We start from the raw sequence: 13,245 nt of genomic DNA on the forward strand, positions 1-13,245 counted from the left end.
GGCAAGGTGCCATCATTGTGCCGCTACCCGAGGAAGACCTGCTGATATGGGTCAAGGATACTGTTGTTTTGTTGTTGATCTAACTGCCCGTATGGGAGGCTGCAAGCTACAGGTTTGAGGCTTGCTGCTAACCCGGCAATCCAAAAAACGCCCGCGCGCATGCCGTCGTATGTTCGGCCAGGTCCTGTTCGCTCTCTTCCCGATGCACCGCCACTTCCCGCAGAACTTCTGTTAAATAAGCCGGTTCATTACGACCATTTTTCGGTTTTGGTCGCAAGGTCCGCGGCAACAAGTACGGCGCATCGCTTTCAAGCATCAGGCGACCCCGGGGAATATCCCGCACCAATGGGTGTAAATGGGTACCGCGGCGCTCGTCGCAAATCCAGCCCGTGATACCGATGTGCAAGTCCAGGTCCAGGTAGCTGAACAGCGCCTTCTTTTCTCCGGTAAAGCAGTGCACCACGGCAGCGGGCAAGTGGTCGCGATAGTTGCGCAGGATTTCCAGCAGACGCTGACTGGCATCACGTTCGTGCAGGAACACCGGTAACTGCAGCTCTACCGCCAGCGCCAGATGTTCTTCCAGCACTTTCTCCTGTTGCGGGCGCGGTGAGAAATCGCGGTTGAAGTCCAGCCCGCATTCACCCACGGCACGCACGTTGGGGTCTTTGAGCAGGGCCAGTAAACGCTGGGCACTGTCGCTGTTCCAGTCACTGGCCGAGTGCGGGTGAATCCCCGCCGTGGCGAACAGTCGCTGACCGCTCTGGTCAAGCTCGCGGCACAGTTGCAAGGCCAGTTCACTGCCTTCAATGCTGGTGCCCGTGAGGATCAGTTGCGCCACGCCAGCTGCGTAAGCACGGTCTAAAACCGCCTGGTGTTTGCCGTCGAAGCTAGGGTTGGTCAGGTTGACGCCGATATCGATGAGTTGCATGGTGCTACCTCAGGCCACAGGCCGAGAAGCATATCAGAGCTGTAGATTTATAAGAAAAACCAAGAACTACAGACAGTTATGGTTGTCTTTGAATGCCGCAACAACGCAATGCCCGGTTTTCTACAGGACGCATTGACTGTATTGCGCGCTGTTCCCAGCGCTTAAATCCCCCAAAAGGGGCACCGGTTGTCGGGTAATCCGACACGGCGCCGGGCTGTATTCTTTCCGGAGAACGGATGACAAGACCAACACTATTGATTGCGCTGTGCCTGATGCTGCTGCCACTACCGGTACTGGCGCGCCTGGCCGGACCGTTACAGGTCGGGCAGCCCAGTCAGGTCCGCGATCTGGCGCAAATCCGCAGCAGTCAGGTGTTACGGGTGCTGGTCAACCAAAGCCGCAATAGCTCGGGAGAGGTGCAAGGCCAGGCGATCGGTGTTGAATATCATCGGTTGCACGCATTCGAGCGCTACCTCAATGGCCACGCCCGCGATGGCCAGGAAATCACCCTCAAAATCATCCCCAAAGCCAAGGATCAACTGCTGGGCGCCTTGTCCCGTGGTGAAGGTGATCTGGTAGCCCCGGGCGAGTTGCTCGACTTTAAAGCCAACCATGCCATCAGCCCCAGCGACCCGATCGTCGATGACGTGCCTTTGCTGCTGGTGGGGGTCAAGGGTGAGCGCAGGTTCAGCCGTTTCGAACAGCTCTCAGGCCGGACTGTGACATTGACCACCGGCAGCGCAGCCGGAGCGGCGGTCAACATGATCAATCAGAAGCTGGCCCTGCGAAAACTGCCGGCGGTAAAAATCGAATGGGTGGACCCCAGCTTGGCCGTCGAAGATGTGCTGGAGATGGTTCAGGCCGGTATTTTTCATCTGACCATTGTTGAGCGACCTATTGCCGAACGCTGGGCGACCTTGATGCCCAAGCTGCGTTTTGACCGCAAGGTACTGGTCAGCGAGCCTGCTGCCATGCGCTGGTATGTGCGCCGTGATGCATCGATGTTGCGTGCCAGCATTGACCGCTTTGTGCTGAGCTACAAGGCCCCGTCCGATCAGGACGTAGCCTTCGAGCGGGTGTACCGACGCTTGTATCGGGTGCATTACCCGTTGGCCCGGGCCGATCGCCAGAAGCTTGAAAAGCTGCGGCCGATTCTGCAAAAGCATGCGCGCCAGCAGGGGATGGACTGGTTGAACCTGGCGGCGCTGGCGTTCAAGGAGTCAACCCTTGACCCTGATGCCCGGGGCTCTGGCGGGGCTACGGGGTTGCTGCAAATTACCCCTTCGGCTGCCCAGAGAGTGGGGGTCAGCAACATTCAGAATGTAGATAACAATGTGCAAGCAGGGGCCAAGTACCTGGCGATGATCCGCCGCAAGTTCTTTGCCAGCCCCAAGCTCAATGAGCGTGAGCGCATGGCTTTTGTGCTGGCGGCCTACAACATGGGCCCGGAACGGGTGCAGGGCATGCGGGCCGAGGCCAGGCGGCGTGGTTTGAACCCTGATCAATGGTTCTTCCAGGTCGAGCGGATTGCCATGGAGCAGGTTGGAATGGGTGCGGTCAGCTATGTTAATAGTGTGAATAAATACTATTTGGCCTTTGACCGGGAGCGTGACTCGCTGGAGCCAGTAAAGCCTGAGCTGGTCTCCCGGAAATGATCGGATAATTTGATTGTTATGTCGGGTTTATTCGACTTTTAACATGATGAAAACTGATTAGTATGGCGAGCATTCCCCACCTGATGATCTAAAGGACTACAGCATGAGCAAATTGATCCAAACCGTTTTGGGCACCCGTGCAGGCTATGGCCTGACAGTGTTGCGGGTTTTCGTGGGCATTATTTTTGCTGCCCATGGCTCACAAAAACTCTTCGGCTGGTTCGGTGGTGGTGGACTTGCCGGTACTGCGCAATGGATGGAAAGCATTGGCCTGACGCCGGGCACCTTGATGGCACTGCTGTCTGGCGGCACCGAGTTTTTTGGCGGCCTGGCCCTGATTGTCGGTTTGCTGGCCCGTCCGGCAGCCCTGGGCCTGTCATTCACCTTGCTGGTGGCGATTTTCTCGGTGCATATCCATAACGGTTTGTTCATGGCCAACAATGGTTATGAGTTTGCCCTGGCGCTGTTGGGCGGTACGGTGGCCGTGCTGCTGGAAGGCGCGGGCAAGTTGTCCATCGATGGTGCTATCGCCAAATAAAGTGCAACGTTCACTAAAAGGCCCGCCGCAAGCGCAATGCTGTTCACTTGAACCACTGCTGTCTCAACTGTAGGAGCGAGCTTGTCTCGCGATGTTCTCGAGAACATCGCGAGACAAGGTTGCTCCGGCAAGGCAGGGTTTACTTGTGTGAACAGCATTGCGCCGCAAGCGGGCCTTTTTCGTTGTACAGGATTGTTGACAGCTACAAGCCGGTTTATCTAGGATGTTTTCTTGCGCCGATTTAAACAGCTACTTGCGGGGCGCCAGAGGGTTGCAAGACCTTCTAAGAGGCTTGAAGCAGGCCTCGAAATACCGCTAAAGCGCTGGTTCGGTGTTGCCTCTCACCTGCCACGCAGAACCTTGAGGCGGAGAACCGAAACATGAGTCAGACGCGTCCCCTTGTACGTCTTGAGCCGATCACGGCCAATCTGAACCTGCGCAATCCAAAAATCCTTCTGAGCGGTAAACATCAGCCTACGCTGCTGCGTTATCTGGACGGCTGGCCGCGTCGCAAAGGCCGGGCTTCGGCGTTTCTGATTCAGTTTGTCGAAGAAGGTGACAGCCTGGCACGCTTTGCCAGCAACAGCTTCGATCTGGCAGTGATTCAATCCCCCAGTGCCGAGAACGCCGAGCTGGTGATTGGCAACCTTACCCGTGTGTCGCGTCAGGGCCTGATCACTCTGCGCTGAACTCAGGGATATTCAATCGCCACGATGTACACCCACTGTTCACCGGTGGGTGTTTGCACCTGTACTTCAGCATCCAGCGATTTTCCGATCAGCGCCCGGGCCAGGGGCGAGTCGATACTGATCAGGCCCTGTTTGAGGTCCAGCTCGTCGGGGCCGACGATGCGGTAGCGCGACTGCTTTGCGTCTTCATCTTCAATCGTGACCCATGCCCCGAAGTAAACCTTGTTCGGGTCACTGGGCTTTTCGCTGACGACCTTGAGGCTTTCCAGACGCTTGGTCAGAAAGCGAACGCGACTGTCGATTTCGCGCAGCATTTTTTTGCCGTAAGTGTATTCGGCGTTTTCCGAACGATCGCCCTGGGCCGCAGCCTCGCTGACCGACTGTGTGACTTGCGGTCTGCGCACGTGCCACAACTCGTGCAGCTCGGCACGCATTCGCGCTTCACCTTCGGGGGTGATCAGCGCGGTGCCGGCAGGGCGGGGAGGGCGATAGCGGCTCATGGGCATCCGTTGGCATATGAAAAACGCGAGTCTATCAGCCCTCGCGCAACACGGTTAGCGGGCTGGCATTAAGTGCCCGGCGGGTGCCAAACACCCCGGCACCACCGACCATCAATGCCCCTAGTACAGGCAGCACCAGCAACCACGGGTGTGGATGCCATGGCAGGTCGAAGGCGAAGCGATACAGCACCAGGCTCACCAGCTCGGTGCCCAGGGCGGCCAGTAAACCGCTGGTAGCACCCAGCAGGCCGAACTCTATGCGCCGGGTTTTGATCAACAGTTGCCGTTCTGCCCCCAGGGCCCGCAGCAAGGCGCCTTGGCGGATACGCTCGTCCAGGGTGGACTGCAAACCGGAGAACAGCACTGCCATACCGGCAGCCAGGACAAACAGCAGCACGTATTCCACGGCGATGGTGACTTGCGCAAGGATGCTGCGCAGCTGCGCCAGCAGGGCTTCGATAGGCAGAATGGTCACGGCCGGAAAGCTGCGCGACAGATCGATGATTTCCCGGTCATGGCCCGGGGCCAGATAAAAGCTGGTGAGATAGGTGGCGGGCAAGTCCTGCAAGGTGCCCGGCTGGAAGATCATGAAGAAGTTCGGCTGGAAATTGTCCCAGTTGATGCTGCGCAAACTGCTGACCTGGGCCTCGCGATTTACCCCGGCAACGGTAAAGACCAGGTGATCGCCCAGTTTGAGTTTCAGGCTTTCGGCTACTTTTGCCTCCACTGACACACCGGGTACATCGCCCCCCGGCTGAGCTGTCCACCATGTGCCCGCAGTCAGCTGGTTGCCGGCAGGCAGGTCGGCGGCCCAGGTCAGGCTCAGGTCGCGCTGGATCGCTTTGTCGCCAGGGGAGTCTTTGCTGACGAGTTCCTGCACGGGCTCGCCATTGATACTGATCAAGCGTCCGGGCACCACCGGGTACAGTGGCGCCGCCTGCGCTTGCAGTTCGTGCAGGCGCTTGCTGAACGCGTCTTTATCCGCTGGCAGGATGTTCAGGGCGAAGTAGTTGGGGGCATCTTTGGGCAACTGGTTTTGCCAGGTGTCGAGCAGCTCGCCACGCAGCAGGGCAATCAACGCCATAGACAGTAGAATCAGGCCAAAGGCCAGGGCCTGACCGGCAGCGGCCAGTGGATGGCGCAGTAACTGGCCCAGCCCCAGACGCCACGGCAACGAGGCCCCGGCCAGCAGGCGGCGAAGGCTTTGCAGGCCCAGCAGCAATAGACCGCCGAGCACCAGCGCGGCAATTATGCCACCGCCGAGCAGGGCGAACGTCAGCACCAGATCGAGGCTCATGCGCCACATGATCAGCCCGAGTGCCAGCAAGGCGGCGCCGTAAACCGTCCAGGTACTGGCCGGGATCGGCAATATGTCACGGCGCAATACCCGTAGCGGCGGGACGCGCCCCAGCGCAGCCAGTGGCGGCAAGGCGAAACCGGCCAGTGCTACCAGCCCGGTACCCATCCCGGCAATGGCCGGCATCAGGCCGCCGGCCGGCACATCGGCAGGCAATAAATCATGCAACAGTGCAAACAAACCAAGCTGCGCCACCCAGCCGAGCAGAGCCCCCGCAAGGCTGGCCAGCAAGCCGAGTACCGTTAGTTGCAGGGTAAACAGCCAGAGGGTTTCGCGCCGGGACAGGCCCAGACAGCGCAGCAGGGCGCTGGCATCAAAACGGCGATTGGCAAAGCGGGTTGCAGACAACGCCACTGCGACGCCAGAGAGCAGCACCGCCACCAGACTGGCCATATTCAGATAACGTTCGGCCTTGCCGAGCGCGCCGCCAATCTGCTGGTTGCCATCACGCCCGTCCAGCAGGCGCTGGTTGGCGTCGAGGCCGGGTTTGATGACCTGGCGATAGGATTCAAGAGCCGGGGCGTCACCGCGCCACAGTTCGCGAAAGCTGACCCGGCTGCCGGGCTGTACGATACCGGTGGCGGCGAGGTCGTCCAGGTTGATCAGTACCCGTGGGGTGAGGCTGTAGAAGTTGCCGGCGCGGTCTGGCTCGTAGGTCAGGACGCGGGTGATACGCACAGTTTTGGAGCCGACATCGATGGGGTCGCCGACTTTCAGGTCCAGGGCCGTCAGCAGTCTGGCTTCTGCCCAGGCTTCCCCGGGCGCGGGGCCACCGCCGGGTTGTTCCTCGGCGTAGGGTTGCGCTGCGCTTTTCAGCTCGCCCCGCAAGGGGTAAGCACTGTCAGCCGCCTTGATGCTGGACAGCTGAATGCCGTTGTCAGTGGCGATGACACTGGAAAACTCCACGACCCGGGCGTGCTGCAGGCCCAATTCCCTGCCCACCCTGATTTGCTCTTCACGTGCCGGTGAGCTGCCATCGAGCACCAGGTCGGCGCCCAGAAACTCGGTGGCACGCAGTAACATCGCGCCATTGAGGCGGGCACCGAAATAGCCGATGGCCGTGCTGGCGGCGACGGCGACCAGCAGCGCAAAAAACAGCACGCGTAACTCCCCGGCGCGGGCATCGCGCAGGAGCTGGCGCACAGCGAGGCTGAACAGGCGCAACAGCGGCAAGCGTGCCATCAAGGCTCCAGGGGGCCGACCAAATGGCCGGCTTCAAGACGGATCAGGCGCCGGCAACGATGGGCCAGGCGTTCATCGTGGGTCACCAGCACCAGGGTGGTGCCACGCTCCTTGTTCAATTCGAAGAGCAGCTCGGTAATGCGCTCACCGGTGTGACTGTCCAGATTGCCGGTGGGCTCATCGGCAAACAGTACGTCCGGGTTGGCGGCAAATGCCCGGGCTATGGCTACCCGTTGCTGTTCGCCACCGGAAAGCTGGCGCGGCGAATGGCTCAGGCGTTGCCCCAGGCCGACCCGTTCCAGCAGGTGGCGGGCGTGCTCGCGAGCATCTCTACGGCCCTCGAGCTCCAGCGGCAACATGACGTTCTCCAGCGCATTGAGGCTGTCGAGCAACTGGAATGACTGGAACACAAACCCGACGTGTTCGGCTCTGACGCGTGCGCGCTGATCTTCGTCCAGACTGCTGAGGGCACGTCCGGCCAGAATCACTTCGCCCTGGCTTGGCAGGTCGAGGCCGGCCAGCAGGCCCAGGAGGGTGGATTTTCCGGAGCCCGATGCGCCCACGATCGCCAGACTGTCGCCCTTGTTCAGCTCAAGGCTCAAAGGGTGCAGGATGGTTAGTTCGCCTTCCGCGCTGGGGACCACTTTGCTAAGGTTCTGCGCGGTGAGAATACTTTCGCCCATGGAGAATCCAATGCGTGTGTGGTTTTTAAGTGCTGCCCTGGCCCTGATGTGTATGGCACAGAATGCAGCGGCAGGAACAATCTTGATTGTTGGCGATAGTATCAGCGCGGCTTTCGGCCTGGATACCCGTCTGGGGTGGGTGTCGTTGCTGGAGCAGCGGCTCAGGCAGCAAGGCTACGATGACCAGGTGATCAATGCCTCGGTCAGCGGTGACACCAGTGCAGGAGGGCTCGCGCGGCTGCCGGCACTGCTTGCAGAGCATAAACCCGATGTGGTGATTGTCGAATTGGGCGGTAATGACGGCCTGCGCGGCCAGTTACCGGCGCAATTGAAACAAAATCTTGCTGGCATGATTGATCAGTCCCTGGAGGCGGGGGCCAAAGTGCTGCTGTTGGGCATGCAGCTGCCGCCTAATTATGGTGCGCGTTATACAACGGCGTTTGCCCGGGTCTACAGCGAGTTGGGGGAGGAGAAAAAGGTCGAGCTGTTGCCTTTTTTCCTCGAGGGTATTGGTGGTCATCCTGAGCTGATGCAGGCCGATGGCATACATCCGGCGGTCGGAGCGCAGGGCCGTTTGCTGGATAATGTGTGGCCGGTGCTAAAACCGCTGCTTTGATGCTTTTCTAGTTGCAGTGTTTCGGCTAAGGTGGCGCCCCCCCGATTTGGAGCCCCTGATGTCGCGTCCTGCCTGGTCTTTATATGCCTATCAACTGATCGAGCCCGATGAGCAGCTCGATTTGTTCGCCTGCCAGGAGGTACGGGTGCATCTGGTGACGCGCCAACTGGAGCTGGGAGGCACCATTGACCGCACGTTATGCGGCTCGTTGTTGCCTGCGCAGCCACGTTGGTCAGATGTCACGCGCAAGGTCTTCCAGGACCACCGGCTGTGCCCGTTGTGCCGGGCAATCATCGAGTCGCAACGCCGCGGCACCGAGCCGATCTGGCCTGAATTGCGCTTTGAACTATGATCTAACTTGTCTGGCACCTGAACCGGCCCACGGTCACCGTGGGCGCGGTGTACACTCCCTTTTTTATCCCCGTTGATTATGCGAAGGATGTTCCGGATGTTGTCGCGCCTACCTGCAGTCACCCGCTACCTGTCAGTTGCCGCATTGTGTGTTGCGGGTCCCGTTTCTGCGCTTGAATTCCCGCTGCCACCGCCGGGTGAAGATGTGGTGGGTGAGGTGCAGGTGATCAAGGGCAAGTACGAGGACTCCTTTGCCGATCTGGGCAACCAGTACGAACTTGGGTACTCGGAAATGATCGCGGCCAACCCGGGGGTGGACGCCTGGTTGCCGGTCAAAAAGAATCCGGATGGCACGCTTGTCGATACCAATATCGTGTTGCCGACCCAGTTCATCCTGCCGCCGGGCAAGCGTGAAGGGATTGTGATCAACCTGGCAGAGTACCGGCTGTACTACTTCCCCAAGGACCAGAACAAGGTTTACACCTTTCCGCTGGGGATCGGTCGCGAAGGTTGGGGTTCGCCTCTGGGGTTCACCAAGGTCACTGCCAAGACGCCTAACCCGACCTGGACGCCGCCGGCTTCGATCAAGGCCGAACACGCCAGGAACGGCGACCCGCTGCCCAACGTGGTGCCTGCAGGGCCGGATAACCCGCTGGGGCCCTTCAAGTTCACGCTCGGCATGCCGGGTTACCTGATCCACGGCTCGAACGCAAAGTTTGGCATTGGCACGGGTACCAGCCATGGTTGTTTCCGCATGCTTAACAAGAACGTGCTGGAAATGGCGCAAATGGTGCCGGTGGGAACCCCGGTCAGAATCATCAACGAACCCTATAAGCTGGGTTTGAGTGGTGGCAAGGTCTACCTTGAGGTTCATGAGCCGCTGAATGTCAAAGATGGCTCTCTGGTGGCCGTCAGCGACAAGTCGCATTTGACCCCTGAAGACTTGCAGAACAAGTACGCGGGGTTTATCAACTTTTTGCTCAAGCACAAAGACCTGGAGAACAGCATTCAGATCGACAAGGACAAAGCCTTCCCTGTTGTGGGTGCCGAGACCGGTATCCCGGAAGAAATAGGCGTTGCTAATTCAGCTGAGCCAGTTGGCCAGTCGCTGGATTACGTGCAGTAAATTCACGTTAAAAAAAACCGCCACGGTTAATGCCCTGGCGGTTTTTTATTGCCCGCTTAGTTGCGGGCAATAAAAAAGCCGACCCATAAATGGGTCGGCTTGATAATAACCCCGAAGGATTATTACTTGCGGCTTGCTTTTTCAAGCATGCGCAGAGCACGTTCGTTAGCTTCATCAGCAGTCTGCTGTGCTTTTTGAGCAGCAGCCAGAGCTTCGTCAGCTTTACGGTATGCTTCGTCAGCACGAGCCTGGGAGCGAGCTGCTGCGTCTTCAGTTGCAGTCAGGCGGGCTTCAGTTTCTTTAGATACGCTGCTGCAACCGGTAGCCAGAACTGCGGCCAATGCCAGAGCAGAGAATTTCAGAACGTTGTTCATCGTGTTCCCCTTCAAGGACTTTCTATTTGAAGCTGCTCCTTCAAAGCGAGGAAACAGCCGGCGTACATACTACCCATTACTTGTAGTAAGTAAACTGACCTAGCGCAAGAACCAAAAAAAATATTTGGCAATCAATGCGGATGGACTAGCTTTAACAGATTGTGCTTGAAAAACAGCCAGTTTAAAGCCCTGGCCGCGGGTCGAGCCCGCCGCTTGATGGCGTGACTTTAAGTTCGGTTGTGCGTCATAGGCTTAACTTTCAGAAAAATGTTAAGGGTGCTGGCAAGTTATCGGGCTGGCCACAGGTTTGGTGTCCATAGCGTACCCCTGATGGCGAAGTGGTTCCCTCGGCACAAAAACAACAGTAATGTAGAGGTCACGGTTCAAGACCCGCTAAGGAGCAATGATGAGCGAGGCGTTGTCTATCCACCATGACCAGGCAGGTCACCAGTTTGAGACCACTGTCGACGGTCATCGTGCTTACCTGACCTACATGGATCTGGGCAAGCAGACTCTGGATATCTATCGCACCTTTGTACCCAATGCCTTGCGTGGCCGGGGTATTGCGGCAGCATTGACGGAGCAGGCGCTCGATTACGCCGAAAAGATGGGATACGAAGTGATTCCCTCTTGCTCTTATGTAGAGCGTTATATGGAACGTCACAAGCGTGCCCAGGCGAAAACCTGAAACCAGACTCACAGAAACGCCGGGCCAACAGCCCGGCGTTTTTTTGTGGGCCGCAAAACCCTGATCGAACCCCGGCGGCCTCCTCAGCCCGCCATCTTGATCAATGCCCCCAGCGCCCGCTCCCAGATCTGGCGCGTGCGTACCCACACCAGTTCTTGCCAGTCGCTGTCGGCCGGACAGAACTGTTCAAGCAATTGCAGCTTGATCTGACGCGCCTGCGGGCTGTCCAGGTCGCCGTGCAGATGCAGCCACTGGTCATCGCGCAGAACACCGTGAACCTGCTCGCCAGGATAGGTGCCGCATTCGATTACAAAGGGCATCAGGCGCACCCGGGGCAGGGCGTCGATGATTGCTTGCGAGGCATATCCGGTGGCCGTCGCGGCAACCCCGGTAGCGCTTTGGCTGTCGGCGCCGGTGATCAGGGTGAATAACCATGGACCAAACAGCTGCCGGGCATCGGCAAGCGCCGGATAGGCAGCCTGGGCGATGGTCAGCAGCATTGGATGACCATAATCACCCGCGCCGGTATGCAGGTCGAAGCACATGGCGACGCTGGCGCTGGCAAGGTGCTCGCGCAAAATTTCGTGCAGCGTCCGGTTAGACCAACTGGCACTGTTGCCGCCATAAAACAGTCCGTCGGGATGGCGGTACTGGCCAGCCTCGACAATCGACATCACGGCCGGCCAGCCCTCACCCTGCACCCGCTCATTGAGCCGGGCGTCGGCCTGTTCCCGGTGCGGGCCGCGTAATTGATCGCAGGTGTAGATGGCATGCAGCGCCTCATACGCCTGGTTGTCCGGCGGTGCCTGGCTGAAATCCAGAAAATTGCGGTTCAGGTCGATATTGTCTTCATTGACCCGGCGTATCCACGCGGTGCCCCACGGGTTGATCAGGTGAATCATCAACACCGCCACTTCGTCAGGCAGGGTTTGCGGGTTGAATGTCTGCAGCCACCGGCTTTGGCAATCCGAGCCATAAAAGCCTTCGACCCCATGGGTGCCGCTCAGGGCGATCAACAGGTGTTTTGCCTGGGGGTTGCCGATCAGTGCGACATCGGTGCCCAGGGCTTCGCCAAACGGACCGCACAGGGGGTGAGGATAGTGGTACAGGCGTGCGCCTGCCGCAGTGGCGGCGGCCAAAAACTGTTCACGTTGGCGGGTAAAGCTGCGGTGTGACGGGAAACCTGTGCTCATGCTGCTCTCCTGTCTATGAACGCGCCGTGGCATTCAGGCGTCCGCAAAGAAACGGGGGCAGGCGGTGGCCGGGGTGAAGCAAGCAGATGGCTGGTGCCGGCGAGTGCCGGCTCCGGTGTTACGCGTCCATCCCTTGGCGGGGTGAGCAGGCCCGCCCCGCCAAGAGATGTTATCGATCAGCCGCGAGTACGCTTGGGCAGTACATCCTTGAGCTTGGCGTGCATGCTGCGCAAGGTGGTTTCAGTGCTGGCCCAGTCGATGCAGGCATCGGTAATGGAGACACCGTACTGCAAGTCTTCGAGGTTTTTAGGAATGGCCTGGCAGCCCCAGTTCAGATTGCTTTCGACCATCAGGCCGATAATCGACTGGTTGCCTTCGACGATCTGGTTGGCCACGTTGTCCATCACCAGCGGTTGCAGGGCCGGGTCCTTGTTGGAGTTGGCGTGGCTGCAGTCGACCATGATGTTCGGGGTGATTTTTGCCTTGTTCAGTGCTTGTTCGCACAAGGCCACGCTGACCGAATCATAGTTCGGCTTGCCGTTGCCGCCGCGCAAGACGACGTGCCCGTAAGCGTTGCCCTTGGTGGTAACGATCGACACGCCACCTTCCTGGTTGATACCCAGGAAGCGGTGGGGGCTGGAAACCGACTGCAGTGCGTTGATTGCAACTGTCAGGCCGCCATCGGTGCCGTTCTTGAAGCCCACGGCCGAGGACAGGCCGGAAGCCATTTCGCGGTGAGTCTGCGACTCGGTGGTACGCGCGCCGATGGCTGACCAGCTGATGAGGTCCTGCAGGTACTGCGGTGAAATCGGATCAAGGGCTTCGGTTGCGGTTGGCAGGCCCATTTCGGCCAGGTCCAGCAGCAATTTGCGACCGATATGCAGGCCGTCTTCGATCTTGAACGAGTCATCCAGATACGGGTCGTTGATCAGGCCTTTCCAGCCGACCGTTGTCCGTGGTTTTTCGAAATAGACGCGCATCACCAGATACAGGGTGTCGCTGACTTCTGCGGCCAGCACCTTGAGGCGCTCGGCATACTCGTGGGCAGCCTTGATATCGTGAATCGAGCAAGGCCCGATGACAACAAACAGTCGATGGTCTGTGCCATCCAGGATGTTGCGAATTACCTCACGCCCTTTGGTCACAGTCTGCAGCGCCGTTGCACGCAAAGGCATCTCGCGCTTGAGCTGTTCAGGTGTGATCAGGGTTTCGTTGGAGGCAACGTTTAGGTCGTCAATCGGTAAATCAGCCATCGTGTTACTCGTCAGGTCACGGGTGCCGGCCGCCAGCGATCCCCGAGCGGCGGAGCACAGCATGATTGAGCGCACCGGGGAGCCGAACCTTAACGCGTTATCCGCTTATTCG

The 13,245-nt window shown here is 59.0% G+C and carries 14 protein-coding genes; 7 read left to right on the forward strand and 7 right to left on the reverse strand.

The window, feature by feature from the left end; translation table 11 throughout:
• Positions 1 to 127: 127 nt before the first annotated feature.
• On the reverse strand, positions 128 to 928 hold the full coding sequence (locus tag WG29040_RS06450) for a TatD family hydrolase (RefSeq protein ID WP_003446789.1): 801 nt from the start codon (positions 926 to 928) through the stop codon (positions 128 to 130).
• Positions 929 to 1,164: 236 nt separating this feature from the next.
• Between WG29040_RS06450 and WG29040_RS06455 the strand changes: the two genes are divergently transcribed.
• The 3 genes from WG29040_RS06455 (at position 1,165) to WG29040_RS06465 (ending at position 3,810) form a co-directional block, all read left to right on the forward strand.
• On the forward strand, positions 1,165 to 2,583 hold the full coding sequence (locus WG29040_RS06455) for a transglycosylase SLT domain-containing protein (protein WP_037001933.1): 1,419 nt from the start codon (positions 1,165 to 1,167) through the stop codon (positions 2,581 to 2,583).
• Between the two features lie 103 nt (positions 2,584 to 2,686).
• On the forward strand, positions 2,687 to 3,121 hold the full coding sequence (locus WG29040_RS06460) for a DoxX family protein (protein WP_010656997.1): 435 nt from the start codon (positions 2,687 to 2,689) through the stop codon (positions 3,119 to 3,121).
• Positions 3,122 to 3,501: 380 nt separating this feature from the next.
• Positions 3,502 to 3,810 (forward strand): hypothetical protein, encoded by a 309-nt coding sequence (locus WG29040_RS06465; protein WP_003446797.1) that lies wholly within the window; start codon positions 3,502 to 3,504, stop codon positions 3,808 to 3,810.
• Between the two features lie 2 nt (positions 3,811 to 3,812).
• Here WG29040_RS06465 and greB read toward each other — a convergent pair whose 3' ends face one another.
• Genes greB through WG29040_RS06480 form a run of 3 tightly spaced genes read right to left on the reverse strand, consistent with a single transcriptional unit; the run spans position 3,813 to position 7,532 of the window.
• A complete protein-coding gene (gene greB, locus WG29040_RS06470) occupies positions 3,813 to 4,310 on the reverse strand; it encodes a transcription elongation factor GreB (RefSeq protein WP_010656996.1) in 498 nt (165 codons plus the stop codon).
• Between the two features lie 34 nt (positions 4,311 to 4,344).
• Positions 4,345 to 6,849, reverse strand: a complete 2,505-nt coding sequence (locus WG29040_RS06475; RefSeq protein ID WP_127195884.1) for an ABC transporter permease — start codon at positions 6,847 to 6,849, stop codon at positions 4,345 to 4,347.
• The gene (locus WG29040_RS06480) at positions 6,849 to 7,532 is read right to left on the reverse strand and encodes an ABC transporter ATP-binding protein (RefSeq protein WP_003446806.1); all 684 of its coding nucleotides are present in this window, start codon (positions 7,530 to 7,532) and stop codon (positions 6,849 to 6,851) included. Before WG29040_RS06480 ends, WG29040_RS06475 begins: the two co-directional genes overlap by 1 nt.
• Positions 7,533 to 7,542: 10 nt before the next feature.
• Here WG29040_RS06480 and WG29040_RS06485 point away from each other — a divergent pair, with 10 nt between their 5' ends.
• The 3 genes from WG29040_RS06485 (at position 7,543) to WG29040_RS06495 (ending at position 9,625) form a co-directional block, all read left to right on the forward strand.
• Positions 7,543 to 8,148, forward strand: a complete 606-nt coding sequence (locus WG29040_RS06485) for an arylesterase (RefSeq protein ID WP_003446808.1) — start codon at positions 7,543 to 7,545, stop codon at positions 8,146 to 8,148.
• A gap of 58 nt (positions 8,149 to 8,206) precedes the next feature.
• Entirely contained in the window at positions 8,207 to 8,500 is a 294-nt protein-coding gene (locus WG29040_RS06490; protein ID WP_003446817.1) for a hypothetical protein, read from the forward strand.
• Between the two features lie 96 nt (positions 8,501 to 8,596).
• Positions 8,597 to 9,625: a L,D-transpeptidase family protein gene (locus WG29040_RS06495; RefSeq protein WP_127195885.1), complete on the forward strand. Its 1,029-nt coding sequence runs from the start codon at positions 8,597 to 8,599 to the stop codon at positions 9,623 to 9,625.
• A gap of 122 nt (positions 9,626 to 9,747) precedes the next feature.
• Here the strand turns inward: WG29040_RS06495 and oprI are convergent, their stop codons facing one another.
• A complete protein-coding gene (oprI, locus tag WG29040_RS06500; RefSeq protein ID WP_003172710.1) occupies positions 9,748 to 9,999 on the reverse strand; it encodes an outer membrane lipoprotei OprI in 252 nt (83 codons plus the stop codon).
• A gap of 406 nt (positions 10,000 to 10,405) precedes the next feature.
• Here oprI and WG29040_RS06505 point away from each other — a divergent pair, with 406 nt between their 5' ends.
• Complete coding sequence (locus WG29040_RS06505) at positions 10,406 to 10,687, forward strand: GNAT family N-acetyltransferase (protein ID WP_003446831.1); 282 nt, start codon at positions 10,406 to 10,408, stop codon at positions 10,685 to 10,687.
• 83 nt (positions 10,688 to 10,770) lie between these two features.
• Here the strand turns inward: WG29040_RS06505 and WG29040_RS06510 are convergent, their stop codons facing one another.
• Together WG29040_RS06510 and WG29040_RS06515 are read right to left on the reverse strand one after the other, a co-directional pair.
• Positions 10,771 to 11,880 carry a DUF2817 domain-containing protein gene (locus WG29040_RS06510; protein WP_127195886.1) on the reverse strand — a complete coding sequence of 370 codons (1,110 nt, stop codon included), beginning with the start codon at positions 11,878 to 11,880 and terminating at the stop codon, positions 10,771 to 10,773.
• A gap of 176 nt (positions 11,881 to 12,056) precedes the next feature.
• On the reverse strand, positions 12,057 to 13,133 hold the full coding sequence (locus tag WG29040_RS06515) for a 3-deoxy-7-phosphoheptulonate synthase (RefSeq protein ID WP_003446834.1): 1,077 nt from the start codon (positions 13,131 to 13,133) through the stop codon (positions 12,057 to 12,059).
• Positions 13,134 to 13,245 lie beyond the last annotated feature (112 nt).

It is taken from the genome of Pseudomonas sp. PAMC 29040, from assembly GCF_003994535.1.
GTDB classification, from domain to species: domain Bacteria; phylum Pseudomonadota; class Gammaproteobacteria; order Pseudomonadales; family Pseudomonadaceae; genus Aquipseudomonas; species Aquipseudomonas paraversuta.

Excerpts from the sequence above, each read along its gene's own strand:
- WG29040_RS06480 (WP_003446806.1), bottom strand. The coding sequence starts at position 7,532 with ATGGGCGAAAGTATTCTCACCGCGCAGAACCTTAGCAAAGTGGTCCCC.
- oprI (WP_003172710.1), bottom strand. The coding sequence starts at position 9,999 with ATGAACAACGTTCTGAAATTCTCTGCTCTGGCATTGGCCGCAGTTCTG.
- WG29040_RS06465 (WP_003446797.1), top strand. The coding sequence starts at position 3,502 with ATGAGTCAGACGCGTCCCCTTGTACGTCTTGAGCCGATCACGGCCAAT.
- WG29040_RS06515 (WP_003446834.1), bottom strand. The coding sequence starts at position 13,133 with ATGGCTGATTTACCGATTGACGACCTAAACGTTGCCTCCAACGAAACC.
- WG29040_RS06490 (WP_003446817.1), top strand. The coding sequence starts at position 8,207 with ATGTCGCGTCCTGCCTGGTCTTTATATGCCTATCAACTGATCGAGCCC.
- WG29040_RS06495 (WP_127195885.1), top strand. The coding sequence starts at position 8,597 with ATGTTGTCGCGCCTACCTGCAGTCACCCGCTACCTGTCAGTTGCCGCA.
- WG29040_RS06475 (WP_127195884.1), bottom strand. The coding sequence starts at position 6,849 with ATGGCACGCTTGCCGCTGTTGCGCCTGTTCAGCCTCGCTGTGCGCCAG.
- greB (WP_010656996.1), bottom strand. The coding sequence starts at position 4,310 with ATGAGCCGCTATCGCCCTCCCCGCCCTGCCGGCACCGCGCTGATCACC.
- WG29040_RS06450 (WP_003446789.1), bottom strand. The coding sequence starts at position 928 with ATGCAACTCATCGATATCGGCGTCAACCTGACCAACCCTAGCTTCGAC.
- WG29040_RS06460 (WP_010656997.1), top strand. The coding sequence starts at position 2,687 with ATGAGCAAATTGATCCAAACCGTTTTGGGCACCCGTGCAGGCTATGGC.
- WG29040_RS06455 (WP_037001933.1), top strand. The coding sequence starts at position 1,165 with ATGACAAGACCAACACTATTGATTGCGCTGTGCCTGATGCTGCTGCCA.
- WG29040_RS06505 (WP_003446831.1), top strand. The coding sequence starts at position 10,406 with ATGAGCGAGGCGTTGTCTATCCACCATGACCAGGCAGGTCACCAGTTT.
- WG29040_RS06510 (WP_127195886.1), bottom strand. The coding sequence starts at position 11,880 with ATGAGCACAGGTTTCCCGTCACACCGCAGCTTTACCCGCCAACGTGAA.
- WG29040_RS06485 (WP_003446808.1), top strand. The coding sequence starts at position 7,543 with ATGCGTGTGTGGTTTTTAAGTGCTGCCCTGGCCCTGATGTGTATGGCA.